Raw genomic sequence first — 24,827 nt, 5'->3', positions numbered from 1 at the left:
TTAGAGGCCGAAACCTTTTTGAAGAGTCTTTCATGTGAAGAAAAAAAATTAAATTGTTGGTATTCTATCTTATCCAGACAAGTGTCTGAGAAAAACTCTTTATAAATAGCGATAAACTCCATGAAGTCAATTAAAAATGATATATCCCGTTTCTTTTACAAGAATGGACTATGGTGGTGCTTGCACTACAACCGGAAGTTTGCCGCTATTACCTTGTCCGACGAATTGGAATCCCGCATAGGTGCAGCGGTTATTACAAGTGATGATTTCATGTCTTATATGGAACCGGAATCGGTGCATCATTTTATGACACATACCCAAGCCTTGCTTGAGGGTAAGCAGTCGCATACGCAATTCTTGACGGGGTTGAACATAGATGGGGATGTTGTTTGGCTGGTGAATGATTTACGTCATCAAAAAAACTCGAACTCTGATACAGAAGTCATTTGTGCTTCCTGTATCGATATTTCGCGGATGTACAAGCTGGAAGAGCGCTTAATTGCATCTCATAGTGATTTAATTATCGAAAGGCTACAAGAGAAAGAGCGTCGCTCTCAACAAGAGAATGCCTTACTTCATGACTTATATAAAAGCCAGACCAAGTTTCTGGCAATGCTTAGTCATGAATTGAGAACCCCTTTGATGGGCATGAGCAGCTTGATAGGTGTGGCCAAACAGAATCAGGACAATGGTTTGCCAGTTGATGAACAGCTTCAAATCATGAAGTTGACAGTGGATCAGTTGAATTTCTTAATCAACGATATTCTGACTTACTCCCAAACAGAATCTGAGCACATTCAGATTAACCCAAGTACTTTCACTGTAGATGAAATGGCGGAATATGTTACACATCTTACAAAATCAATAGCCAACGACAAAAAGGTAACGGTGTCGGTGGCCAAAAAGACTCGTAGTTGTTGCTTTTATGGGGATTTGTTAAGGGTTTCTCAGATACTGGTTAATTTGATTGTCAACGCCATAAAATTTACGCATGAAGGCGGGGTTTTTGTTGAGATAGAAGAGTCGAAAATAGGGTTGCAGTTTTCCATTACCGATTCCGGTGAAGGGATTGATAAGGAGCAATTGCAAAATATCTTTGAGCCATTTAAACAGCTTGAGTCAAAAGGGAGTCAGCAATATTTTGGTTCGGGGTTAGGTCTTCCTATTGTTAAACGACTGGTTGAGTTACTGGGCGGTACGATTGATGTTGAGTCTATCAAGGGCGTTGGTACCAAGTTTACCGTTGATTTGCCCATGGAGGAGGGTGTTTGTGCTGAGCCTGATGACCAGTCTTCTGCAGATATCGAGTCTCGTATTGAACACAAGCAAAAATTGATTGAGCTAAAGGAGCCGCTTAGTGTCCTGATTGCAGACGATTCAATCATTAATCGAAAAGTCTTGGAATTGTTCTTGCATGAAATCAATTGTGAAGTTGAGCATGCTGAAGATGGTAACCAGGCATGGCAGAAATTTTTGGAAAAAGACTTCGATATCGTCTTTCTTGATATACAGATGCCAGAAATGGATGGCATGGAAGTCTGTAGAAAAATCAGGGAACTTGATCATGGCTTAAAGCCAAAGTTAAAAGGTGTTTATGCTCTTACCGCAGCTCATACGGAAGATGAGATTTCCAAACTGGGATTAGAAGTAGACAAAACACTTTTTGATGCCTGGATTGAAAAGCCTATTTCACAAGACAAGGTTTTTGGCGTGCTTTATAAGGAGCTAATCGCAAGAGAGGAACTATCAAAGGCTCCACTGACAAAACTTGTTCCGGATTCCTTGGTTCATCTCTTACCTCAATTTATTGAGTCAACGTCGAATGACTTGATGAAACTGGAAGTGCTTTGGAAAGAAAAAGACGAAGCGCAATTTCGTCAGGTCTCTCATAGCTTAAAGGGGAATTTGATGTTGTTTGAAGTTGAAGAGATGTTGGCGTTGATTAAAAGGATGGAGAAGCTGTCCTTTGAAGCCGATAAAGAAGAACTTGATGAGTTGTTATTGCAAATAAATAGAATTTATCGTAGCCTGTATTAATTTTTTGGCAAATGAAGTTATAATTAATAGCTGTTTGCTAAGACAGATTTTACATTTTCAAATTAAAAGGATTTAAGGAACGATTATGGCAGGTGCCAAACCTACAGTTTTGATCTCTGAAGACCATGACCTAGTAAGAGCGGGGTTTAAGTCAATTTTGGAGTCTGATGGTGCTGTGTCAGTGATTGCTGAAGCCAAGGATGGTGAGGAAACACTGACGTTAACCGAAGAAAAGAAACCGGATTTGTTGTTGATAGATCTATCCATGCCTAAATTAAGTGGCATGGCGGTAGTGTCCCAACTTAAGAAACGTAAAAATCCAGTTAAAATTATTATACTGACCGCCGCGGAAGCGCCGAATGTTTGGAAGGAAGTTCTGGACTTGGGGGTTGATGGTGTTGCGCTGAAATCAGTTTCAAAAAGCGAATTGATTTCAGGCATTGAACTGGTTTTAAAAGGTCAGGTATTTGTTCACTCTGAAATTGAATCCGATTTGAACAGTTATCTTGAATCGCTTGAGCAAGTTAAAGCCATTGAGACTGGATTTAAAAAGCCTAAGAAGCTATCCGTTCGGGAAAAACAGGTTATCAAGTTGGTCGCCGAAGGCTATAAAACAAAAGATATTGCGGAGATGCTAGACATATCGGACAGAACGGTCTCTAAGCACCGTGAGAATATCATGACCAAGCTAGGGATGACATCTTCTGCCGAATTGATTAACTACGCAAGCCACATTGGGTTGCTGAAAGTTAAACTAGACGAAATCAAGTAACGTCATTGTTAGAATAAATACCCCGCGCGCAAGTGTGCGGGGTATTTATTCTTTTCTATCGGTATTGTCTCAAATACCACCATTCAAAGAATTTTTTCGCGTAATGCATTAAACGACAAGGCGGTAGCAAAATTGTACCTTGCTCTGTGCGTTTGATGAACACGCCATGCGAAAGTGTGTCAATAATACAAATCAACTCATGTTTGATGGTTTCAGATGGTACAGAGCCTCGCAGTTCGCTGATTAAGTTATGTGTAGCGGTGGCAGCTTGTAAGTCCGCTGCATGTGCTTGTTTTGCCTGCCAATCAGGCCCTGGGTAGCTTCCGGAGTCGCCCGCAACATAGGTTTTCTCCAGACCTGAAACTTGGCAAAGTGCGTTGGCTTTTATCATGCCACCTTCGGATTTTTCGATCTCTGAATCTTGTAGCCACGCCGGACCAGTCATTCCTGGCATAAAGAGAATCAAATCGGCATCGAATTCACCGCCTTCGGTTATTACCTTGTTAGATTCAAAACCTTTCATTTTGTGCCCCAAGTGGGTTTTAATACCTTTTTTCGCCATCATTTTTAGGACGGCATTAGGCACTTTATCTCCGAGGCGTTTTCCGGGTTGTGGGGCTGGGTTGAAAAAGATGATTTCAAACTTGCTGCGTCTACCTTGTCTTCGCAGTAGGGTGTCGATACCAAATAAAAACTCAAACATTGGACCGCCGCGCATAGCAGAAGGCTCGTTTGGGTTGCCGCCAAAACCAATGGCGATAGTTCCTTCGGGCATGTTGTCTAGCCTGTCTCTAATGGCTTCAGCTGCGGAAATACCTTCGCAAGGCGTAATGGCATGCTCAATGCCTGGTAGTTTCTTGATGAAACGACCCCCCGTGGCGATAATCAGGCCGTCATTCTGGTACTCTCCATCTGTTGTTACAACGGTTCTACCTTGGTTGGTGACATTGAGTACACTGGCTTGGATGTATTTCACGTTTTGTTTTTCAAAAAAATTGGTTAAATCAATCTCTAAGGATCCGCCATCTTTTTCTCTAGCAGGAATCCAGATAATGCTTGGTAAATAAATAAGTTGTTTGCTTGGTGCAATGACCGTGATTTCTGCTTGAGGAGCTTGTTTTCGAGTTTCTTTAACTGCAGTCAGAGCTGCAAACCCTGTTCCAAGGATGGTAATGTTCATAGGAGGTACCTTGTTAACTACTTAGGTTTTTTAAGTTGTTGAATATCTATTTGATTGTATGATAACGAGAAAAACCAAGGGTTTGGAATCAATTTTTATGTTGAATATTTATAAGTAATTTCTATTTTGCATAAATTAAACTTATTAACTGACTTTTCATGGATTTATGGAGTCATGATTTAGTGGGAATCCTCTCAGCAATCTGTTAGTTAAAAAGGTAAAATACCGATACCGTGAACATACACAAAGAGAAAATCTGAAGTGGGAATTATGAGAAATATTCTGCTAGCAATTGCTACTGGCGCCACTTTGCTGAGCTTGTTCAGTTTAAGTGGTTGTGAAAAGGTCTCCAATACAGCTAAAAACATCCAATCAGACTGGGTTGGTCTAGATCGTAAGATAGAAATTTATAGTTGTTACTCCGGTAAGTTAATTAAAGTGATTAAAGGTAATATTCGTCTTAACCAAGATGACAAATTTGCCAACGGCGCGTCTTTTTTAGTGAATGGAAAGAAAATGCATACCAATATGTGTTTTATCGTGCAAGAAATCGGAATTAAAGAAGAGGCACAGTGATCTTGAAAAACCTTGCATTTATACTTGTGGCTATGACTGTTTTATTGTCAGGTTGTAGCCAGATTCAAACTAAAAAAATCGACGACACACATTTTATCTTAACCCATCCATATAACGAGCCGCCAAGAGATTTGATGAGTAGTGCACTGGCTTCGAAAGCAAGTGAGCTTTGTCCGAGTGGCTATGATGTGTTGTCCAAAAATGCAGCAAAAAAAGCCGAGTTTGGTTACAGCGACGACCAATGTGCAGCATATAAACATTGTGACTATGTTTTAGAGTGGCGTATCAGTTGTGTCGATAAACCGAAAGATGATTTTTCAATATTCGGTAAGCACTAACTCAGAAACTACTCTCTTCAATTAAGAATGTACAAACGGAATTGCCATGTCTAATGCGAAGCACTATATCTGGTTAGTCGGATTTTCAGTTTTGGCCTTTTGGCAAATAGGACAAATTGCCCATTGGCCGAAGCCAGTTCAAACATTATTGCTCTATGCACCATATATCACGGCTGCATTGGGTATCTTTATCAGTGTTTTTCTAAACCGAATTCAACCTATCTTTCTGTTGTTAACCTTGGCGGTATTGAACTTCGCCATTGTTTACTTTTTTCCGAAAAATACCGGACAAACGGATATCTTAGCGGTTACAGCATTTTATCCATTGTTGGCAACCTTCCTGCCGTTGAACCTTTTAGTTTGGATTTTACTGCCTGAAAAAGGCGTAATGTCTAAACCCTACGTCTTTAGTCTGCTAGCGCTGTTTGGTTTGCAAGGATTTGGGTTCTACTGGTTGATGGATAATTTGCCGATGAATGTCATACTGACAATGGCGCAGCCTGTGGGCGCTTCCGGTATTACGTTGCCAATGGTTCCGTTTTTAGTGACGATGGCGGCGTGGTTGGTTATTGTTATTCGTAATGCGTTTCAAGACCACCCTAAAGTTTTAGACAATACAGTCATCTTTGTATTGATATTAATGGCGTACGGTCTGAATCAATATGCGTCTTTTGGTGTATTGGCTTGGCTGTCATCTATTGCCGCCGGGTTGATTATTTTATCTTTGGTTTTTGACTCTCATCAAATTGCTCACACCGATCAATTAACCGGTATGAAGGGGCGTAGAGCATTATTTGAAAGATTTACTGGCTTAGGTCGTAAATATGCGATTGCCATGATGGATATCGACCACTTCAAATCCTTTAATGACCGCTATGGGCACGATATTGGAGATAACGCGCTGAAGCTGGTTGCTTATCAATTGTCGAAAATCCCTGTTGGTTACCCTTATCGCTACGGTGGGGAGGAGTTTACTGTTGTTTTCCCAGGTAAAACTGCTGAACAAGTAAAGCCGATTTTGGATGATATTCGCGTACAGATATCAGAAGTACCATTGGAAGTCATGGAAAAGGGACAGAAAGCCGAGACAAAAGTGACCGTGAGCTTTGGATTGGCAGAAAAAACGGAAAGAAGTCAGCAGCCTGAAGCTGTTATGAAGTTGGCGGATGAAGCCCTTTACGTTGCGAAAAAAGCAGGAAGAAACTGTGTGAAGGTGTATGGAGAGACCTCTACCAAAACCACATCAAAAACATCGTCAACAACTAGAAAACGTACACAAACGAAAGAAGATAAAGCATGACCGAAAAAACTAGGCTAAAACGCGTTTCTGAAACTTCAGAGCTAGAAGTTCAGTTCAAACTTAGTTTGCTCGATGACACAGTGGTAGAACAGACTGAGGAAAATGAGGTCTTTGTATTTCAAGTTGGAGATGGTCAGTTTTTAGCCAAGTTGGATGAACTGCTGGTTGGGCTAGAAGAAGGAACACGCGCAAAATTCACTCTGATGCCGGAAGATGCTTTTGGTCAACCGGATCCTATGAATTTTCAAACCATGAAAAAGGCAGACTTTCCTGAAGGTATGCAGTTGACCGAGGGGCATGTCATTGGTTTTAACACACCAACTGGAGATGAAATTCCAGCAACGGTGTATCAAATCAAAGAAGATGAAGTGGTGATGGACTTTAATCATCCATTGGCCGGTCAGCCACTAATTTTTGATGTAACGGTCGTAAAGGTTTTATCTTAAGGCTATAAGCTTCTATGAAGTTTATGAGTGTTTTTTCAAATAAAGCTGTTTATGCTCTTGACTGCAAAAAGCAATGTTATAGGTGTCGCCAATCTTTTCAGCCGGGTTAAGGGGAATGGCTTCCGATTCAGGTAGTCTCAAACCGCATTCGACACAAGTGGCCATACGTTCGGCTTTTTCAGATGTCGTATTCTGTTCCTGTTCATTGCCAGACAATGCATCTTGACGAATCTCATTGACTCTTTTCATGATAAAACGCACTAGCAAGTATGCGAAGAAAGCGACGACGAATAATAGTAGAGTTTTCATTTTGCCAACCTAGTTTGATTGTGAGTGGTAACGCGCCACTTGCGACGGGTCAAAAGTGCTTTGGTTCAGGTCTATGCCTGCGGCATTCATTTTATCTTCCAACTCACGCTTTTCTGCCAATAAATCAATGAGTTCAGAGTGGTTGTCTTCAAGGCGATGCATCTGCTCAAGCCCTAAGTGATAAAATCTCATGGTTTTCATGGCTTGGTGGTCGTTGATGGCGACATCTTTTCTGAGTTTTTCCATGACGTTAGTGATGCGCATTAAAGAGCGTTTTAGTTGCCAGCCATACATGGATTCACGCATCCACTCTTTGTCAATAAAGAAAACTTTGACGATAAAAAAGGTGATGATTAGGCCAACCAACGCGCCAATGAAATTCAGTACCCAAGGATTTGAGTTATACGCAGAGAGTAGTTTGACACTTAGCGTGGCGAAAATCATGCCGATGACTAAAAACATTCCCATGATGATGAGGGTGGCATTACGTGTTTTTTGTCGATACAGCTTGGGATCAACGTCTTGGATTTCGAACATAAATTTTCCAGAGTGCTTGTGTAATCTTATATTTTTTAACAGAAAGCCAATTCTATTAAAAAAACCGGTGTAGCGGGTAGCTTTTAGCAACCAACTTCCAACTTAAATAGTTGGAATCAAGTATAATTTGCGGTTTTAAAAGATTTGCACTTTTGCTGTTTGGAGCGGAAGTGCTGTTTAAATTTTATAGATGATGAAGCGACAAGATTTTTATTTTGACCTACCGGAAACACTGATTGCTCAAACGCCTGCTAAGGAGCGTACGGGCAGCCGTTTGTTGGTTATCGAACCCAATGGAGGGGTTTCGGATAAGCAGTTTCCTGATCTTTTGGATTATATTCAGCCAAACGACTGTCTGATTTTCAACAATACGAAAGTGATACCGGCACGATTGTTTGGTCATAAACATAGCGGCGGTAAGGTTGAGTTCTTGGTTGAGCGTATTTTGGATGATCAGCGTGTGCTGACGCACATTCGTTCAAGTAATGCGCCTAAGCCCGGGACGAAAATCCGCATTGAAGATCAAATTGAAGTTGAAGTACTAGGTAGAGATGATGCATTGTTTGAAGTTGCATTCGAGCTACCGGATGGTGAAACGGCACTTTCATTGATTGAAGCCTGTGGTCACATGCCACTGCCTCCCTATATTGAGCGAGCGGATGGTGAAGAAGACAAGTCTCGTTACCAGACAGTTTACTCCGAGAAGCCTGGAGCTGTTGCTGCGCCGACTGCTGGACTGCATTTTGACGAAATTATGTTGGATAAAATTCGACAAAAAGGTACCCAAATCGGTTTTGTGACTTTGCACGTAGGGGCGGGGACATTCAAGCCGGTACAGGTGGACGACATCAGTGAGCATCGTATGCACTCTGAAGTTATCGAGGTGCTGCCGGAAACAGTCGAATTGATTCATTCTACAAAGCAGAAGGGCGGTCGGGTTTTTGCCATAGGTACGACATCCGTCAGAAGTTTGGAGAGTGCAGCGACTTTCAATGATGGCGTGCTGACTGCGTATCAAGGTGAAACCGATATTTTCATTACTCCTGGCTATGACTTCAAGGTGGTGGATGTTTTATTGACCAATTTCCATTTACCGGAATCTACCTTGATCATGTTGGTATCTGCGTTAGCAGGCTATGAAGCGACTATGAATGCATACCGGCATGCGGTTGAAGAAAAGTATCGATTTTTCAGCTACGGTGATGCAATGCTGGTACATCCAGCGAAAAAAGCTAAATCTTAAATTTATTTGACGAAGAAAAGACGATGGAATTCGAATTAGATAACCAAGACGGAAGAGCCAGAAGAGGGCGATTAAAATTTGAGCGAGGAGTGGTGGAAACGCCTGCCTTCATGCCTGTAGGAACCTATGGTTCCGTAAAAGGGATGACGCCGGAAGAAATTGAAGATACGGGCGCTCAAATTATCTTGGGCAACACCTTTCACCTGGCAATTCGTCCGGGAACGGATATTATTGAACAGCATGGTGATTTGCATGATTTCATCAACTGGAAAGGCCCTATCCTGACGGATTCGGGTGGTTTTCAAGTGTTCAGCCTTGGTAAGATGCGGAAGATCAGCGAGCAAGGTGTTCACTTTCGTAACCCGGTGAATGGTTCCAAACTTTTTATGGGGCCTGAAGAGTCAATGGAAGTGCAGCGAAAGCTTGGCTCAGATATCGTGATGATTTTTGATGAATGTACTCCTTATCCGGCAAGCTATGAGGTAGCGGCAGACTCAATGCGCCTGTCGTTGCGCTGGGCTCAACGCTCCAAAGATGCGCATGGTGATAATCCTTCGGCGTTGTTTGGTATCGTGCAGGGTGGTATGTATGAAGCGCTACGTATCGAATCCATTGAAGCATTAAAAGCAATTGGTTTTGATGGTTATGCCATTGGCGGATTGTCCGTTGGTGAACCCAAAGACGAAATGATGGCGACGCTTGATTTTACTGAGCCGCACATGCCGAAAGATAAACCTCGCTATATGATGGGTGTCGGTAAACCGGAAGATATTGTTGAAGCGGTACGCCGCGGAATCGATATGTTCGACTGTGTTATTCCAACTCGTAATGCTCGAAATGGCTTTTTGTTCACTCATGACGGCGTGGTTAAAATCCGAAATGCGGTACACAAAACCAGCTTAGAACCATTGGATGCACAGTGTGATTGTTATACCTGCAAAAACTATACACGTGCCTATCTGCACCACTTGGACAAGTGTGGTGAGATTCTGGGAGCTAGATTGAATACCATTCATAACCTGCATTATTATCAGTTGTTGATGAAAGGGCTTCGTGAGGCGATTGCAAATAATCAGCTGGAATCCTATGTAAAACACTTTTATTACCAACGAGGCGAGGTTGTTCCGCCGATGTGATTCTGACCCAACCTGGTAGATTTTGAAGAAAATCTGCCAGGTTGGGGTTCTGGTAGGATTGTAGTGCTTATCGGAATTTAATGAGTGAGAAACTGTTGATTTGGCCTGTTTTTGCATAGTATTTTGAAGTGAACTATGCCAAAATACGGCGACTAATTTTTAGATAAATCTTATTGGGAGACAAAAGATGGGTTTTTTTATTTCTGATGCGATGGCAGATGGTGGCGCGGCAGCGGCACAAGGTGGCGGTTTTGAAGCTTTGTTGCCATTGATTATTTTATTTGTCGTATTTTACTTCTTGTTGATTCGTCCTCAGCAAAAGAAAGCGAAAGAGCACAAAAAGTTGGTGGAAGCACTTTCTAAAGGTTCAGAAGTTGTTACTTACGGCGGTCTTGCCGGTAAGGTCCGTGATATGGACGAGAACTTCGTTGATTTGGAAATTGCCAACAACGTAATCGTCAAAGTTGAAAGACAAAATGTTTCTCGTGAATTGCCAAAAGGGACCTTGAAAGGGACTGCGGAATAATCGAGACACTTTTCAGAAGGGGCATTATGCCCCTTTTGTTGTTTTAAGCCACGCTGTAAGTTCAAACCTTTGAATCTTGAAATCCTTGCAGGTGGTGCTGTTTTAATGTTGAGTTTGGAAAATTAAACATGTTTGACTCTAAGAGAAAAGTCATTAGTAACCAATACCCAGCCTGGAAATATATTTTGCTGGCAGTCGTGATTGTATTGGGGGTGATTTATTCAGCCCCTAACCTGTTTGGTGATGACCCTGCGGTTCAAATCTCGCCAGCGAAAGCCGTGAACTTCAATGCTTCTATTGAAACCAGAGTGCAAAAAGCTTTGGAAGATGCCAATCTCCCCATCAAGAGCATGAGTTATAAGGCTGACCAATTGTTGGTTCGATTCAACTCAACTGAAGAGCAGTTAAAAGCGAAGAGTGTCATCAAAAACCTTTTGGGTCGAGAAGCGGTTGTCGCACTTAACCTTGCGCCTGCAACGCCGCAGTTTTTAAGAGACTTGGGTGCTGAACCTATGTTCCTAGGTTTGGACTTGCGTGGTGGTGTGCACTTCTTGATGGATGTCGATATGGAAACGGCGGTGCAAAAAGCCTATACCCGTTATGTCGACGAAATCAAAGCCTCTTTCCGTGAAAAGCGTATTCGTTACCTGTCAGTAGATTACGAAAAAGAAGCTTTGTGGGTTAAATTCCGTGAAGGGACGAACCTTGATGAAGCTCAGGCGGAAATCAACAAGAAATTTGATGGCGATTTCATCATCAAGCAACTGCCAGAAGGAAGAGAACCTTCATTGGAATTGCTGCTGTCTCCTAAGACCATCGCTACAGCTAAGTCTTATGCTTTGAAACAAAACATCACCACGTTGCGTAACCGTATCAATGAGCTAGGGGTTTCCGAGCCGGTTATCCAACAACAGGGCGATCGTCGTATTGTTGTGCAGTTACCGGGTGTTCAGGATACCGCTAAGGCTAAAGAAATCTTAGGGGCGACGGCAACACTGGAATTCAGATTGGTTGAAGAAAAAGGGGATCCTCAGGAAGCTGAGAAAACAGGTTATGCACCTCATGGCGCTCGCTTGTATCATTTCCGTGATGGCCGTCCGATTTTACTTCAACGTCGTATCATCGTTAGCGGTGACAACGTTATCAATGCGCAATCAGGTATTGAATCCAAGTCAGGTTCTCCTGAAGTTAGCGTGACATTGGATAGCGTTGGTGGTCGTAAGATGTTGGCAACGACGAAGAAAAACGTCGGTAACCGTATGGCGGTTGTTTACATCGAAACACGCATTGATACTGTGCTGGAAAACGGTAAAAAGGTTAAGCGTCGTGTAACGTCTAAAGACGTCATCAACGCGGCAGTTATCCAAGGGCAGTTCGCTAATCGCTTCCAGATCACAGGCTTGTCTTCACCACGTGAAGCTCAAGACTTGGCATTGTTGTTAAGAGCGGGTGCGCTGGCAGCGCCAATGGAAATTGTTGAAGAAAGAACCGTTGGGCCAAGCCTTGGTAAAGATAACATTGACCAAGGGTTCATGTCGGTCATTATCGGCTTTATCCTAGTGTTGGTAGTCATGGCATGGCGCTACAAAGTGTTTGGCATGATTGCCAATCTTGCGCTGACACTGAACTTGATTTTGATTGTCGCCATTATGTCATTGATGCAGGCAACTTTAACGCTGCCGGGGATTGCAGGTATCGTTCTGACCGTCGGTATGGCGGTTGATGCCAACGTACTGATTTTCGAGCGTATCCGCGAAGAGTTGAGAGTGGGTTCTGTACAGGCGGCTATTAATGCTGGTTATGAAAAAGCATTTGTCACCATTGCGGATGCGAACATCACTACCTTGTTGGCGGCCATCGTACTGTTCAGTTTTGGTACTGGGCCAATCAAAGGGTTTGCAATCACCTTGTCTATCGGGATTATTACTTCCATGTTTACGGCCATTATGGGTACGCGTGCTATCGTCAATTGGCGTTATGGCAACAAGCCGATTGAAAAGCTATCGGTTTAGGAGAGAAACATGGCAACAGATAAGAATCAGGATAAAACGAATATGTCTGAACAAAAATTGATTAACTTCATGGGACAACGCAAGATCGCGATGGTGGCATCGACGATTTTGATTATCGCTTCCATTGTCGGGATTCTCATCAAAGGCTTGAACTTTGGTATCGACTTCACTGGTGGGACGATTATTGAGTTGGCGTATGATAAGCCAGCCAATGTTGATAAGATTCGCCAGAATTTACAAGCAAACGGTTTTGACCAAGCGGTTGTGCAGAATTTTGGTTCAGCCGAAGATGTGTTGATTCGTATTGCGCCTCGTGAAGGTGTGAACTCTTCAAAAATCTCCAATCAAATTTTAGGAATTTTGAAGTCGAACAACGACGATAAAATCGACCTTAGACGTGTTGAGTTCGTTGGGCCTCAAGTTGGGGATGAATTGACCGAAGACGGTTTCTTAGCGGTTATCTATGCATTAATCGGTATTTTGATTTATGTCGCGCTCCGATTCGAATTCCGTTTTTCTGTCGGGGCGGTTGCAGCTTTGATTCATGACGTAACGATTACCGTAGGTGTATTCGCTTGGACACAGGCGCAGTTTGACCTGACAGTACTAGCGGCCATTCTTGCGGTTATTGGTTACTCCTTGAACGATACCATTGTTGTATTCGACCGTGTCCGTGAAAACTTCCGTATTGAGCGTCAAGGGACGCCAGTTGATGTAACCAACTTAGCGGTTAACCAAATGTTGGCGAGAACCATCATGACGTCATTCACGACGTTGGTGGTGTTGATCGCGCTGTTTATTTTTGGTGGGGAAATTATTCACAACTTTGCGATGGCATTGATTGTGGGGATTGTAGTCGGTACCTATTCCTCAACTTACATTGCAAGTGCCATTGCATTGGCTTTGGGTGTTTCGAAAGAAGACTTGATGAAACCTGCTAAAGAAGGCGCTAGCCGAGATGAGCAGGAAGAAGAGCTAACCAGACTCTTCTTGGAAGAGGAAGCGCAAAGAGAAGCTAAGCAGGCTCCCCAAAAGAAAAAATAGCCGGATAAATCTTCCTGCGTAGTTTGTTCTACGCAACGAAAATCTGCCAGGTTGGGGAATGAAAGACCCAACCTGGCAGTTTTTTTATTTGTAATGGGAGATTTGATAGAACAGATTTAAATTGATCCATTTCAATTCACTTAGATAGTTTGAGTTTTTGACCCTTATGTCCTTACAGTTAGAAAAAAATAAAAGACGTACGTTTGCGATTATTTCCCATCCGGATGCCGGTAAAACCACGGTAACAGAAAAGTTGTTGCTTTACGGTGGTGCGATTCAGATGGCGGGTGCGGTGAAAAGCCGTAAGACCGACCGAGGCGCAACATCCGACTGGATGAAAATGGAACAGGAAAGAGGGATTTCCGTTGCTTCGTCTGTGATGCAGTTCCCTTACAAAAAAGTCATGATGAACCTGTTGGATACCCCGGGTCATGAAGATTTCTCGGAAGATACTTACCGTACCTTAACGGCAGTTGACTCGGCATTGATGGTTATCGACGTTGCAAAAGGGGTTGAGGATAGAACCATCAAATTGATGGAAGTTTGTCGTTTACGTGACACACCAATCCTGACCTTTATCAACAAACTTGACCGTGAAGGTAAAGAACCAATTGAGCTGCTAGATGAAGTTGAAGAGGTGTTGAAAATCAGCTGTGCGCCAATGACTTGGCCAATAGGGATGGGTAAACGCTTTAAGGGAATCTATCATCTTTACAATGACACCATCAGACTTTTCGAAGTGGCAGACGGCTTGAATGCCTCTGTAGGGGAGTTGATTGAAGGCTTGGATAACCCTCTGCTGGATGAAAAAATCGGTAGTATGGCAGAAGAGTTGAGAGAAGAAATTGAACTGGTGCGTGGCGCGAGCCATGAGTTCGACTTGGATGCCTTCTTGTTGGGTCAGTTGACACCTGTGTTTTTTGGTTCTGCGGTGAATAACTTTGGATTGCAGGAACTGTTGGATGGGTTTGCCGAGTATGCGCCACCGCCAAAAGGACGTGAAACGGAAACTCGTATGGTCAATGCCGAAGAGGATAAACTCACAGGGTTTGTCTTTAAGATTCAAGCAAATATGGATCCTCAGCATCGAGACAGGGTTGCATTCATGCGCATCGTGTCCGGTAAGTATGAAGCTGGCATGAAGCTTAAACATGTGCGTATTGGTAAAGATGTGAAAATTTCCAAGGCAATTACGTTCTTGGCAAACAAACGTGAGCATGCAGAAGAGGCATATCCTGGTGATATTATCGGATTGCATAACCATGGAACCATCAAGATTGGTGACACTTTTACACAAGGTGAAGACCTGAAGTTTACGGGGATTCCAAACTTTGCTCCTGAGCTTTTCCGTCGCGCACAGTTAAAAGACCCAATGAAAATGAAAGCCTTACAAAAAGGGCTGACACAGTTATCAGAAGAAGGGGCAACTCAGTTGTTCCGTCCTATTGCCAATAACGATTTGATATTGGGTGCTGTTGGTGTACTACAGTTCGAAGTGGTTGCGCAGCGCTTGAAAGACGAATACAACGTCTCATGCTTGTTTGAAGCAGTGAATGTCTCGACGGCACGTTGGATCATGGGTGACAAGCCTGAGATTGAAAAATTCTTGGCGAAGGTAAAGGATAACGTTGCTTACGATGCGGCTGATCAATTGGTTTACATCGCACCTACAAGGGTGAATTTAAGCTTGATGGAAGAGCGTTGGCCAAACTTGCAGTTCGTTGCTACGCGCGAGCATTAATCTTTTTTAAGTTGGTTTCAGAAAGTAAAAAACAAAAATATTCGATAAGTCGATGATTTATATTGCATTTGTGAAAAAAATATGTCATAAATGCATATCGAAAACCATATTTAACAATAATGTTGAGCCAAACTTACTGTGAAGTAAGGACGGAAAGCCACGGGTCTTTCTAAGATAGCCGGGTTGCCATTTGCCTATGTAGCCGCTTTTACTTTGACAAAAGTTGCGGTTATATCGTAACTTGGTTTTATCCTAGCTAGACCCCTTGATGCTATCAAAAAAGGAATTGCAAAATGGCAGTCAAATTGGTCAAACGCAAATCGAATATTTTCAGGGAAAATAAAAAGACACCTATGGTGTTGAAGTGGTTGTTTGTGACGGTTTTTCTTACCGCGGCAACTGCGTATGCCTATAGTGAAGATGTCTTAGCGAAGATGTTTTAGTCAAGTACTGCTCTTTAGCGGTTCTTACACTAAGATGATGGTCGCCAACCCCAAGAATACAAAAAATCCTAGAGAATCAGTTACCGTTGTTAGCATAAGACCTGATGCTAGGGCAGGGTCTATTTTAAATTTATTGAGTGCTAACGGAATCATTGCGCCAGCTACTGCCGCTGCAATCAAATTCAATAGCATTGCCGCGCCAAAAATCATTCCCAGAGACAGTTGATCAAACCAGATGGCAGCAGTAGCTCCCGTCAATACTGACCAAATTAAACCATTTAAAAAGCCAACCAACCCCTCTTTAAGCACTAGGGCACGACTGTTTTTTGCGCCCAGTTTTCCTGTTGCCAGAGCACGAATGACGATGGTTGCTGTCTGAGTGCCGGCAATACCTCCCATGCTGGCAACAATGGGCATCAGTATCGCCAAGGCGACAATTTGTTGGATAGTAGCCTCAAAGGCACCGATAACTGTTGATGCAAATAACGCAGTGAGTAGGTTGATGCCGAGCCAGAAAGAGCGACGCTTGGCTGAGCGAAGTGGAGGAGAAAATAAATCTTCTTCTTCGGTCAAACCTGCGCTAGCCATTTGCGCATGTTCGGCTTCTTCACGGATGATATCAACGATATCATCAATGGTGATACGGCCGAGAATCAAATTGTTTTCATCGACAACCGCTGCAGAAATGATGTCGTTCTTTTCAAAGTAATGGGCAACATCTTTATCGGAAGTAGTTGCCTTGATGGCATCTTTTTTCTTTACCAGTTCATGAACAAGTGTGTCCTCATCGTTAGTGATGAGGTCGTTAACTCTTAGGACACCTTCATATTGACCTTCGCGATCTCTCACAATCAGGTCAAGCGTTGCTTCAGGTAGTGAACCCATTTTTCTCAGAAGACGCAACACAACTTCAAGGCTGACATCCGAACGAACGGTGACAATGTCGGTACTCATCAGTCCCCCAGCGGTGTCCTCTGGGTAGCTAAGAGCCGTTTCTACAGCAGTTCTTTCTTCATCAGAAAGGTTGTCTAGGATGTGCTGCTGCCCTTCTTCGGGCAGAGATTGAACGATATCGGTGATATCATCTGTTCCCAACTCTTCAGTCAGTTCAATAATTTCTTGGTTATCAAGCTGTTGTAGTAGGGAAGAGCGAACTTCCTCATTCGTATGGCCGATGACTTCCCCCTGGATTTCAGGAGAAAGGTGAACCCAAAGCGGATAACGCTGTTTGGGAGGGGTAGCCTCAAGTATTTCAGCAATTTCTTCAGGAACAAGGCTGGTCAATATTTGTTGAGCATAATCCTCGTTATTTGCATTGACAGCTTCGAGTAGTTGTTCCGTGATTTGAAGTTTGTCGCTAGTCTGAGACATATAGGCGGCCAGGAGAGTTGGTTAATTGTGAGTTATTCTAAAACAATTATTTGGTAAGAATAAGGGGAATTTAGTTAAAAACGCTCATAAAAAAAGGGCCTCAGGCCCTTTTTCTTTCGGAAAACTTTAAGCCTGCTCGGCCATATTTTTAATGCCACCAGATTTTTGGTTGTGGCTTCCGATTTTTTCTTTGTACTTGATGATTTGACGGTCAAGTTTGTCAACCAAACCATCAATAGATGCATACATATCATCAGTAGTATGTTCAGCAAATAAATCTTTCCCTGAAACGTGGACAGTCGCTTCCGCTTTTTGTCCTTGCTTGTCAACAGTCAAAATTGTGTGAGCAATCGTGACATGGTCAAAATGTCTGGTTAGCTTCTGCATTTTTTCTGTAACGTAATCATGAAGAGCATCTGTGATGTCGATGTGGTGACCTGTGATGTTGATTTGCATAATATCGCTCCTTTGCCTGTGCTTGCGATGTGCAGTTCGTTTATTTTTATCTATTTTTACGCTGAGCGTGTTTCCCACGTCTTCAATTGAAGTATAGCACAAAAGCACTTTACGTTAATCTGAGTTCGTGATGGAAAAGTGAAAAATTACTTGAAGTTTTCGCCTAGATAAACCCGTTTGACGTCTTCGTTTGAAAGGATGTCTTGCGGAGTCCCACTCGCTAGAATAGTACCAGCGTGAAGGATATACGCGCGGTCACAAACACCAAGAGTTTCTCTTACATTGTGGTCCGTGATGAGAACCCCAATTTCTTTTTGCTTTAAATGCAAGATGATGTTTTGAATATCTTTTACAGAGATTGGATCAACTCCCGCAAAAGGTTCATCAAGAAGGATGAAGTCAGGCTCCATAGCCAAAGCACGAGCAATTTCTACGCGGCGTCTTTCTCCACCAGAAAGCGCTTGCCCTAATTGCTCTGTAATATGGCCAATTTGAAGGTCATCTATTAATTCTTCATATTTTTGGTTTTGTTGTTCTTTTGATAGCTCGTTACGCATCTCAAGAATTGCCATGATATTTTGCGTGACGGTCAGTTTTCTGAAAACGGAAGCTTCTTGCGGTAAGTAACCAATGCCCAGTTTGGCACGTTGATCAATGGAAAGGTCGCTGATATTGTTATCGTTTAAGAAAATATCTCCACCGTCATTTTTAACGAGCCCTGTCATCATATAGAAGGTGGTGGTTTTTCCAGCGCCGTTTGGCCCTAGAAGGCCGACGACTTCACCGCTGCAAACATCCAAGTCAACAGAGGTAACGACAACACGCCTTTTATAGCTTTTCGCCAAGCCGCGAGCGTAGAAAGTCGCCATTATTTTTGTTCCTGTTCGTCAGGGGTAAAGATCATTTTGATGCGATCTTGTTTTTCACCCTTTGCTGACAAGGTTTTGAGCGTTAGATCGTAAAGTATTTTGGGGCCGCTGATACTGTTCTTGCCTTCTTGAATTACTTGAGCGTGGCCTTCAAGTAGAAGTGTTTTCTGTGCCGCAGAGTAGGTTATCTTATCGGCATGGCCTGTCACCCAACCTTTTTCTTCTTCGAGGTAGCGTTTGAAAGTAGCGGGTTTGCCAATCACAATTGCAGTAGATATTTTTCGATGAGGGTGGTGTAGAGTAACTTTGTCACCTTTTATAGTTGTTGTTCCTTGAGTAATAACAACATTGCCCTGGTAGATGCTGACGCCTTCTTTGTCTTTCGCGTTCAATGAGTCGGCGGTGACTTCCACGGGAAGGTTTTCATCTGATGTGTTCGCAGTATTTTCCGCATGTGCAGAGAAAGCAGTGAATAGCATCGAGAGCATCAACAATAGTGTGAAAGCATCTCGCATAGCAAAAGGAAATCGATTAGTGAGGTTGGTATTGCGTTTTAACATTTGATTCAAATTTGTATTGGTCTTGTTTCAAATTGGCAGAAAAACCAACGCCCGTAATGGTTACGTTAGGAGTTGTGAGTTTGGTAAAGACATGGTTTACCAGCTGTTCTGTTTCGCTATTATAAGTAATTTGTTCTGTTTGAAGGCTTTTATTTTCTTTGTTGCTAGATGCACTTTCTATTTGAACTTTGCCTTCTAGATGGATGGTTTGATCGTTTTGACTGCTTCCTTTTAGGCTACGAATCAGCAAGGTTTCGTTTGGCTTTTGCTGGATAGAAAAGGGCGTAGTGAAGTCACTTTGCTTGGAATCATTCTGATAGTGAATGGCTCTGGCCGTTAAGTAGGTTTGTTGTTGATCAGGAGCGCTTTTATTGATTTGCCAAGTAGTCGAGTCAAAAATTTGCCAGCTGTAAGTAGTCTTTGGTCGCTCAAGCGGCGTTTTGTTAGACGGTTGTATGAAGTTTTGTCGTGTGTTGATCAACAAAAGAGAGATGGATAGTACAAAAACCAGAATCATTGGTAAGCGTTTTTTCATAAGCTATCCCTCATTGGTTTTGTTCTGATAAACTCTATCTTGCTTATTTATAGGCTTTTTCTGAGGTAAAAGTCTATATGTTTTTGCCAAAGCCCTTGGGACTTTAGAAGCAATTCACACATTTCACGGACACAACCTTCACCACCGTTAAAGCGAGAAACATAGTGAACATGTTGCGGTACTTCAGTGTCTGCATTTTTAGGGCAGGCGGCAAGTCCAACACGGGTAAGGATTGGTAGGTCAAGAATGTCATCCCCCATATAAGCGATTTCACTCAGGTCTAACCCTAGTTCTTCTACCAATTTTAAAAAGGTAGGAAGTTTGTCTGGAACACCTTGATAGACGTGTTTCACTTTCAGGTCTTTCATTCGCTTGTCGATTAGCGGGGATTTACGGCCTGTAATAATGCCTATCTCAATGCCGCTTTGTTGTAGCATGACCATTCCGTGCCCGTCGCGGGTATGAAAGCTTTTGTACTCTATGCCATTGTCGCCGTAGTAAAGCTTGTTGTCGGATAAAACCCCATCAATATCTAGAATTAAAAGTTTTATTTTGGCGGCTTTTTCTAAAATATTGGTTTGAAAATCCATGCTGACTACCTTGCTATTCTGTAAATACGTTTGAGACGACGCTCTTATGGGTGAACCATTCTATAATAAAGTAGTATCAAATAGCCAAGATAACTGAGTGTTAGGAGCATGCCTTCTGCTCTGGTGATTACTGCGCTGCCATTTCTAGGAAGTGCGACAATCAACATGGCGAGAGTCATTCCAAGCATTACAGGATAATCGATAATTAAAGTCGAATTGTCTACTGGTGAAGGGTCGATCAATGCAGGCATTGCCATAACGGCAAGCAGGTTGAAAAGGTTTGATCCTAGAATGTTTCCGATCATCAGGTCGGACTCGTCTTTTTTGGCGGCGGAAATGGCCGCTGCAAGCTCAGGTAAGCTAGTTCCGACAGCAACGATTGTTAAACCGATGATCAAGTCTGGAACTTCGAAATATTGCGCAATTTCTACTGCACCCCATACCATTAATTTGGCACTGGCGATAAGAATAACAAATCCGATTAGAAGTAAAACGATTGATTTTTTGAGAGATAGTTGTGGTAGATCTTTGATTTCTTCTATAGTTTCTTCAACAAGAGGGTCGTGTTTATCGACCGTTTTGTTGGCTTTGATCATCCAAGCCATAACGAAAATCAGCATGCCGATAAGGATGATACCGTCCAACCGTCCTAATTCATGATCTAGCAGTAAAAACAGACCCAGTACTGAGACAACGAGTAAAATAGGAAACTCGCGTTTTAAAAGAGAAGATTTAACGACTATCGGCGAAATTAATGCGGTTATCCCAAGCACCAATCCGATGTTGGCAATGTTCGAACCAATGACGTTACCAACGGCTAAGCCAGGGCTGTTATCAATTGATGCCAAGATAGAGACTAGTACTTCTGGGGCAGAGGTTCCAAAGCCTAAAACCACGACGCCAATAATCAGGGGAGAGATGTTTAAGTGGGTCGCTGTGCTTGCAGCTCCGTCAATGAAAATGTCTGAGCTCCAGACAAGAAGGGCTAGTCCTACGAGTAATACCAAGCTTGGTAAAATGAGCGTCATTGTCATACAGTTTTCTTTTAGACTGTTTTACGTAAAGTCGTTATTATAGGGTTTTTTATAATTAAAATAAATAAAGCTTATGGCGAATGAAGTTGAAAATTTATTGGTAGGGACTCGAGGTTGGGCTCATAAAAGCTGGAATGGCGGCTTTTATCCTGGTGATATGCCTGTTGAATGGCAACTGGATTTTTACGGTCAGCATTTCAAAGCGATACTCTTACCTCAAGCCGAGTGGCAAGGGTGGACTAAAGCGCATATTGAAGAGTTTGAGGTTTTGCATGAGCCTGAATATTTCTTTGTGGTTTTTGAAGTAAGTGCTTTTAATGATGGTGTTTTGCCAAAGTTAGAAGCTATCAAGGGTTGGTTAAGAAATAAGGCTTTTGGTGTTTTGGGGTTTCATTTATCTCAGGCTGAAATGAATGCTCTGCAATCTGAACTTGAACCTCTGGGTTATAAATTGACATCTTGCGCTTCTAGGCCACAACTAATGGGCTGGTCCTTGGAGTCAGAGTTTGGTGTTTTGACAGGAGAACCATTGTATTTGGTACGAATGAATGACCATCCGATGAGTCAATTGAAGGAAACAGTGACCCCATTTTTGGAGTCACTGCCACATGATTACTCAGGTGGTTTTATCTTCTCTATTGATGAAGATGTGTCGACCAAGCATGTGACTGATCTAAAGTTGTTGTTGGAACTATTGGGATATTAATATCATCTCAATGTTCAATGATTCTTTTATTTAGGCAATTTTGTTATGATGAGCCGCTATGAATACTGAAACCGTTATTCGAATTGAAAACCTTAGATTCCAACGAGGGGATAGGGTTATTTTTGATGATGTTACCCTGGATATTCCCGAGGGCAAGATCACTGCGATCATGGGGCCTAGCGGAACGGGGAAGACAACTTTACTTAAGTTGATCGCAGGGCAGTTGGTACCTGATTCGGGTAGTGTTACGGTTTATGATAAAAATGTACACAAGCTTTCACGATCTCAACTCTATGCATTGAGAAGCCGAATGGGAATGCTATTCCAGTCTGGCGCATTATTGACAGATTTGAATGTGTTTGAAAATGTCGCCTTTCCCATTCGAGAACACACAGACCTTCCTGAAGAACTGATAGAACTAATTGTTAAGCTAAAATTGCAGGCGGTAGGATTAAGGGGGGCGTTGGAACTAATGCCCTCCGAATTATCAGGAGGGATGTCTCGTCGAGTTGCCTTAGCTAGGGCAATTGCATTAGATCCTGATATGGTTTTCTATGACGAACCTTTTGTTGGGCAAGACCCTATTACAATGGGCGTTTTGGTGTCATTAATAAAGAAACTGAACCAAAGCCTTAAGTTGACAAGTGTTGTTGTATCTCATGATGTTAAAGAGGTGCTTTCAATTGCAGATTTTGCCTGCGTTATTTCAGAAGGTAAAATCATCGCCCAAGGTACGCCAGAGGAGTTGCTGGCATCCGACTCAGAATATGTTAAGCAGTTTTTACAAGGCCTGCCGGACGGTCCGGTACCTTTCCATTATCCGGCAACGGATTACATAGAGGATTTGTCTTGCTGAATTATTTTCACTCTTTGCTATTCACGTTGGGTAGGGTAACACTGGGTATTGCCTCCTCGGTCGGTAGAGGAGCGTTATTTGTCGCTTCTTTAGTGCCAGCTTTACCTTATGCGTTTACTCGCATTGATCTGCTCGTTAAGCAAGTCTACTTTTCTGGTGTTTTATCATTACCAATTATTTTAACGGCCGGCTTGTTCGTTGGGATGGTACTGAGTCTGCAAGGTTATAATGTGTTGGTGGATTACAACTCCGAAGAGGCAGTCGGAACAATGACAGCACTTTCTCTGTTGCGTGAGTTAGGCCCGGTAGTCACTGCCTTGTTGTTTGCAGGTAGAGCGGGTTCGGCCTTGACCGCCGAGATCGGTCTCATGCGTTCTACAGAGCAGACGTCAGCACTGGAAATGATGGCGGTAGACCCATTGAAATTTATTTTTGTACCAAGGCTTGTAGGCGCCATTATCGCGCTGCCAATGCTTTCTGTTATGTTTACAGGTATGGGGATTTTTGGGGGCTATTTGGTTGCCGTAGGCTGGTTAGGCGTTGATGATGGTGCTTTCTGGTCGCAAATGCACGCTCATGTTGACTGGAAAGATGATGTTGTCAACGGCATGATAAAATCAGTTGCATTTGCCGTATTGGTTTCAATTATTGCTCTATTTCAGGGACAAGATGCTATACCAACATCTGAAGGGGTGAGTAGGGCAACAACCCGAACGGTTGTGCATGCCTCGTTAGGGGTTTTAGGGTTGGATTTCGTTCTAACTGCATTAATGTTTAATTAATCAACGCAAGTGTGTGTAAGGAATTCTTGATATGTTTCGTCGTTCCAGTATAGAGATATGGGTAGGTGCATTCGTTTTAATGACACTGGTTGCATTGATCTTTGTCGCATTTAAAGTCAGTAATTTTCAAGGGTTTCAAGACAAACCAACCTACCAAGTTAGCGCATTATTTTCTAATATAGGTGGCCTTAAAGTGAGGGCACCAGTCAAAATAAGTGGCGTCGTCGTCGGGCGTGTTGATTCTATTTCGGTGGATCAAAGAACCTATCGTGCAAAAGTCGTGATGGATATCTATAAAGAATACAATAAGCTTTCGCTGGATACCTCTGCATCAATCCTAACGTCCGGTTTGCTAGGAGATCAATATATCGGCTTGACTCCTGGAGCAGATGATGAATTTCTTAAAAATGGTGATCAGATCGATATCGCACAATCTGCGTTGGTTTTAGAGGAGTTGATTGGCCAGTTCTTAACTAAGTTAAGTGATAGTGGGAATAAAAAATGATTTTTAAGCGCAGAATAGTAGTTTTATTTGGTTTATTGGTATCACTGGTTGTTACAAGTGCTCAAGCTCAGATTAATCAATCTGATCCTAAAGAAATGGTTCAGGAGCTTTCTCAAACTGTTTTAAAGCAGATTGATCTTCAAAGAGAAGAGTTGAACTCTGATCCTGAAAAGGTCAAAGCATTTGCTGATGAATATATTTTGCCTTATGTTGATACGCCAAAAATGGCGCGTTACGTCATGGGGCAATATTGGCGTTCAGCAACGCCTAAGCAGCAGGAAGAGTTTACCGAGGCTTTTAAAGACACATTGCTTCGTTCTTACTCTCAAAGCTTGATTAAATTAAGGGTATCAAAAATCAAGGTGACTCGCGTTGAAGAGCCTCGTGAAGGCAGAGCAACGGTTATGACAGATGTTACCCAATCAGATGGGAATGTATCTTCGGTCATTTATCGCGCCTATTTAAACAACCATACACACAAATGGATGCTGTATGACGTGACGATTGAAGGTATTAGTTTATTGCTTAACTACCGAAAAATTTTCGCGTCTGAATTTGACACTAAGGGCATTGATCAGGTGATTGCTTCCCTTAAAGAAAAGAATAAGGTGTAAGTTTGTGGAAGCAGTGAATATGTCCGAACAAACGGCTTATGTTGTTAAAGATAAGACGCTCACCTTAACGGGTGATTTGACGGTTCACGCTATCAGCAAACTGTTTAAAAACAATCCCTGGATTGCTGAGCAGAAGATTGAAGAGATTGATTGTTCTCTTGTCACCTCTGCAGATAGTAGTTGCTTGGCATTGATTCTCTTTTTACAGGCCAAAGCAGGACACAAGGTAAAAGTGACTTCTTTACCTGAAGACATGTCTGGCTTGATTGATCTTTATGAACTAAAGCCATTTTTATCGGCTTAACAAAA

Annotated in this window: 29 protein-coding genes and 1 riboswitch; of the genes, 19 read left to right on the top strand and 10 right to left on the bottom strand. The window is 42.5% G+C overall.

The window, feature by feature from the left end; translation table 11 throughout:
- Nucleotides 1-120 precede the first annotated feature (120 nt).
- Both HVMH_RS07295 and HVMH_RS07290 read left to right on the top strand, forming a co-directional pair.
- Entirely contained in the window at nucleotides 121-2,037 is a 1,917-nt protein-coding gene (locus tag HVMH_RS07295; protein WP_029909390.1) for an ATP-binding protein, read from the top strand.
- A gap of 85 nt (nucleotides 2,038-2,122) precedes the next feature.
- Nucleotides 2,123-2,809, top strand: a complete 687-nt coding sequence (locus HVMH_RS07290) for a response regulator (RefSeq protein WP_029909389.1) — start codon at nucleotides 2,123-2,125, stop codon at nucleotides 2,807-2,809.
- Between the two features lie 55 nt (nucleotides 2,810-2,864).
- Here the strand turns inward: HVMH_RS07290 and HVMH_RS07285 are convergent, their stop codons facing one another.
- Nucleotides 2,865-3,989, bottom strand: coding sequence for an NAD(P)/FAD-dependent oxidoreductase (locus tag HVMH_RS07285; protein WP_029909387.1), 1,125 nt, complete (start codon nucleotides 3,987-3,989; stop codon nucleotides 2,865-2,867).
- Between the two features lie 270 nt (nucleotides 3,990-4,259).
- Between HVMH_RS07285 and HVMH_RS07280 the strand changes: the two genes are divergently transcribed.
- From HVMH_RS07280 to HVMH_RS07265, 4 genes are read left to right on the top strand one after another with little or no spacing between them, the layout of a single operon-like run.
- Nucleotides 4,260-4,565 (top strand): DUF5052 family protein, encoded by a 306-nt coding sequence (locus tag HVMH_RS07280; RefSeq protein WP_029909385.1) that lies wholly within the window; start codon nucleotides 4,260-4,262, stop codon nucleotides 4,563-4,565.
- The gene (locus tag HVMH_RS07275) at nucleotides 4,562-4,903 is read left to right on the top strand and encodes a hypothetical protein (RefSeq protein ID WP_029909382.1); all 342 of its coding nucleotides are present in this window, start codon (nucleotides 4,562-4,564) and stop codon (nucleotides 4,901-4,903) included. Before HVMH_RS07280 ends, HVMH_RS07275 begins: the two co-directional genes overlap by 4 nt.
- A gap of 46 nt (nucleotides 4,904-4,949) precedes the next feature.
- On the top strand, nucleotides 4,950-6,203 hold the full coding sequence (locus HVMH_RS07270) for a GGDEF domain-containing protein (protein ID WP_029909380.1): 1,254 nt from the start codon (nucleotides 4,950-4,952) through the stop codon (nucleotides 6,201-6,203).
- Nucleotides 6,200-6,649, top strand: coding sequence for an FKBP-type peptidyl-prolyl cis-trans isomerase (locus HVMH_RS07265; RefSeq protein WP_029909378.1), 450 nt, complete (start codon nucleotides 6,200-6,202; stop codon nucleotides 6,647-6,649). The genes HVMH_RS07270 and HVMH_RS07265 overlap by 4 nt, the downstream gene beginning before the upstream one ends.
- Nucleotides 6,650-6,670: 21 nt before the next feature.
- Here the strand turns inward: HVMH_RS07265 and HVMH_RS07260 are convergent, their stop codons facing one another.
- Complete coding sequence (locus HVMH_RS07260) at nucleotides 6,671-6,958, bottom strand: hypothetical protein (RefSeq protein ID WP_029909377.1); 288 nt, start codon at nucleotides 6,956-6,958, stop codon at nucleotides 6,671-6,673.
- Nucleotides 6,959-6,967: 9 nt separating this feature from the next.
- A complete protein-coding gene (locus HVMH_RS07255; protein WP_029909375.1) occupies nucleotides 6,968-7,495 on the bottom strand; it encodes a DUF3087 family protein in 528 nt (175 codons plus the stop codon).
- Between the two features lie 193 nt (nucleotides 7,496-7,688).
- Here HVMH_RS07255 and queA point away from each other — a divergent pair, with 193 nt between their 5' ends.
- The 7 genes from queA to HVMH_RS07220 all read left to right on the top strand — a co-directional run bounded on the left by queA (nucleotide 7,689) and on the right by HVMH_RS07220 (nucleotide 15,640).
- Complete coding sequence (gene queA, locus HVMH_RS07250; RefSeq protein WP_029909373.1) at nucleotides 7,689-8,738, top strand: tRNA preQ1(34) S-adenosylmethionine ribosyltransferase-isomerase QueA; 1,050 nt, start codon at nucleotides 7,689-7,691, stop codon at nucleotides 8,736-8,738.
- Between the two features lie 23 nt (nucleotides 8,739-8,761).
- On the top strand, nucleotides 8,762-9,874 hold the full coding sequence (gene tgt / locus HVMH_RS07245; protein WP_029909371.1) for a tRNA guanosine(34) transglycosylase Tgt: 1,113 nt from the start codon (nucleotides 8,762-8,764) through the stop codon (nucleotides 9,872-9,874).
- Nucleotides 9,875-10,061: 187 nt separating this feature from the next.
- Complete coding sequence (yajC, locus tag HVMH_RS07240) at nucleotides 10,062-10,400, top strand: preprotein translocase subunit YajC (RefSeq protein WP_029909369.1); 339 nt, start codon at nucleotides 10,062-10,064, stop codon at nucleotides 10,398-10,400.
- A 128-nt stretch (nucleotides 10,401-10,528) separates the two neighbouring features.
- The gene (gene secD / locus HVMH_RS07235) at nucleotides 10,529-12,412 is read left to right on the top strand and encodes a protein translocase subunit SecD (protein WP_029909367.1); all 1,884 of its coding nucleotides are present in this window, start codon (nucleotides 10,529-10,531) and stop codon (nucleotides 12,410-12,412) included.
- A gap of 9 nt (nucleotides 12,413-12,421) precedes the next feature.
- Nucleotides 12,422-13,456: a protein translocase subunit SecF gene (secF, locus tag HVMH_RS07230; protein ID WP_408610125.1), complete on the top strand. Its 1,035-nt coding sequence runs from the start codon at nucleotides 12,422-12,424 to the stop codon at nucleotides 13,454-13,456.
- 166 nt (nucleotides 13,457-13,622) lie between these two features.
- Nucleotides 13,623-15,197 (top strand): peptide chain release factor 3, encoded by a 1,575-nt coding sequence (locus HVMH_RS07225; RefSeq protein ID WP_029909364.1) that lies wholly within the window; start codon nucleotides 13,623-13,625, stop codon nucleotides 15,195-15,197.
- Nucleotides 15,198-15,313: 116 nt separating this feature from the next.
- A riboswitch (cyclic di-GMP riboswitch) is annotated at nucleotides 15,314-15,388 on the top strand.
- A 102-nt stretch (nucleotides 15,389-15,490) separates the two neighbouring features.
- Nucleotides 15,491-15,640, top strand: a complete 150-nt coding sequence (locus HVMH_RS07220) for a hypothetical protein (RefSeq protein WP_155837653.1) — start codon at nucleotides 15,491-15,493, stop codon at nucleotides 15,638-15,640.
- 24 nt (nucleotides 15,641-15,664) lie between these two features.
- On the opposite strand, the gene mgtE is transcribed toward HVMH_RS07220, so the two are convergent.
- The 7 genes from mgtE to HVMH_RS07185 all read right to left on the bottom strand — a co-directional run bounded on the left by mgtE (nucleotide 15,665) and on the right by HVMH_RS07185 (nucleotide 21,055).
- Nucleotides 15,665-17,011, bottom strand: coding sequence for a magnesium transporter (gene mgtE / locus HVMH_RS07215; RefSeq protein ID WP_029909362.1), 1,347 nt, complete (start codon nucleotides 17,009-17,011; stop codon nucleotides 15,665-15,667).
- 126 nt (nucleotides 17,012-17,137) lie between these two features.
- Nucleotides 17,138-17,467 (bottom strand): ribosome hibernation-promoting factor, HPF/YfiA family, encoded by a 330-nt coding sequence (gene hpf, locus HVMH_RS07210; protein WP_029909360.1) that lies wholly within the window; start codon nucleotides 17,465-17,467, stop codon nucleotides 17,138-17,140.
- 146 nt (nucleotides 17,468-17,613) lie between these two features.
- Complete coding sequence (gene lptB / locus HVMH_RS07205; RefSeq protein ID WP_029909358.1) at nucleotides 17,614-18,336, bottom strand: LPS export ABC transporter ATP-binding protein; 723 nt, start codon at nucleotides 18,334-18,336, stop codon at nucleotides 17,614-17,616.
- Entirely contained in the window at nucleotides 18,336-18,896 is a 561-nt protein-coding gene (gene lptA / locus HVMH_RS07200; protein ID WP_232087832.1) for a lipopolysaccharide transport periplasmic protein LptA, read from the bottom strand. Before lptA ends, lptB begins: the two co-directional genes overlap by 1 nt.
- Nucleotides 18,868-19,431 (bottom strand): LPS export ABC transporter periplasmic protein LptC, encoded by a 564-nt coding sequence (lptC, locus tag HVMH_RS07195; protein ID WP_029909355.1) that lies wholly within the window; start codon nucleotides 19,429-19,431, stop codon nucleotides 18,868-18,870. The genes lptA and lptC overlap by 29 nt, the downstream gene beginning before the upstream one ends.
- 47 nt (nucleotides 19,432-19,478) lie before the next feature.
- Nucleotides 19,479-20,021 carry a KdsC family phosphatase gene (locus tag HVMH_RS07190; RefSeq protein WP_029909347.1) on the bottom strand — a complete coding sequence of 181 codons (543 nt, stop codon included), beginning with the start codon at nucleotides 20,019-20,021 and terminating at the stop codon, nucleotides 19,479-19,481.
- Nucleotides 20,022-20,065: 44 nt separating this feature from the next.
- The gene (locus tag HVMH_RS07185) at nucleotides 20,066-21,055 is read right to left on the bottom strand and encodes a calcium/sodium antiporter (protein WP_029909345.1); all 990 of its coding nucleotides are present in this window, start codon (nucleotides 21,053-21,055) and stop codon (nucleotides 20,066-20,068) included.
- A 73-nt stretch (nucleotides 21,056-21,128) separates the two neighbouring features.
- On the opposite strand from HVMH_RS07185, the gene HVMH_RS07180 reads away from it, so the two are divergent.
- From HVMH_RS07180 to HVMH_RS07155, 6 genes are read left to right on the top strand one after another with little or no spacing between them, the layout of a single operon-like run.
- The gene (locus tag HVMH_RS07180) at nucleotides 21,129-21,761 is read left to right on the top strand and encodes a DUF72 domain-containing protein (RefSeq protein ID WP_029909343.1); all 633 of its coding nucleotides are present in this window, start codon (nucleotides 21,129-21,131) and stop codon (nucleotides 21,759-21,761) included.
- A 58-nt stretch (nucleotides 21,762-21,819) separates the two neighbouring features.
- Nucleotides 21,820-22,617 carry an ABC transporter ATP-binding protein gene (locus HVMH_RS07175; RefSeq protein WP_029909342.1) on the top strand — a complete coding sequence of 266 codons (798 nt, stop codon included), beginning with the start codon at nucleotides 21,820-21,822 and terminating at the stop codon, nucleotides 22,615-22,617.
- Nucleotides 22,614-23,399 carry a lipid asymmetry maintenance ABC transporter permease subunit MlaE gene (gene mlaE / locus HVMH_RS07170; RefSeq protein ID WP_081822797.1) on the top strand — a complete coding sequence of 262 codons (786 nt, stop codon included), beginning with the start codon at nucleotides 22,614-22,616 and terminating at the stop codon, nucleotides 23,397-23,399. The genes HVMH_RS07175 and mlaE overlap by 4 nt, the downstream gene beginning before the upstream one ends.
- 31 nt (nucleotides 23,400-23,430) lie before the next feature.
- Nucleotides 23,431-23,904 (top strand): outer membrane lipid asymmetry maintenance protein MlaD, encoded by a 474-nt coding sequence (gene mlaD / locus HVMH_RS07165; protein ID WP_029909338.1) that lies wholly within the window; start codon nucleotides 23,431-23,433, stop codon nucleotides 23,902-23,904.
- Nucleotides 23,901-24,518 carry an MlaC/ttg2D family ABC transporter substrate-binding protein gene (locus HVMH_RS07160; protein ID WP_029909336.1) on the top strand — a complete coding sequence of 206 codons (618 nt, stop codon included), beginning with the start codon at nucleotides 23,901-23,903 and terminating at the stop codon, nucleotides 24,516-24,518. The genes mlaD and HVMH_RS07160 overlap by 4 nt, the downstream gene beginning before the upstream one ends.
- 19 nt (nucleotides 24,519-24,537) lie before the next feature.
- Nucleotides 24,538-24,822 (top strand): STAS domain-containing protein, encoded by a 285-nt coding sequence (locus tag HVMH_RS07155; RefSeq protein ID WP_035628835.1) that lies wholly within the window; start codon nucleotides 24,538-24,540, stop codon nucleotides 24,820-24,822.
- The last annotated feature ends 5 nt before the right edge of the window (nucleotides 24,823-24,827 follow it).

Origin of the sequence: Hydrogenovibrio marinus, assembly GCF_013340845.1 — a bacterium.
GTDB lineage: Bacteria > Pseudomonadota > Gammaproteobacteria > Thiomicrospirales > Thiomicrospiraceae > Hydrogenovibrio > Hydrogenovibrio marinus.
Note: the sequence above shows the minus strand (reverse complement) of the source record. Positions and strands in the feature narration are given on the sequence as shown.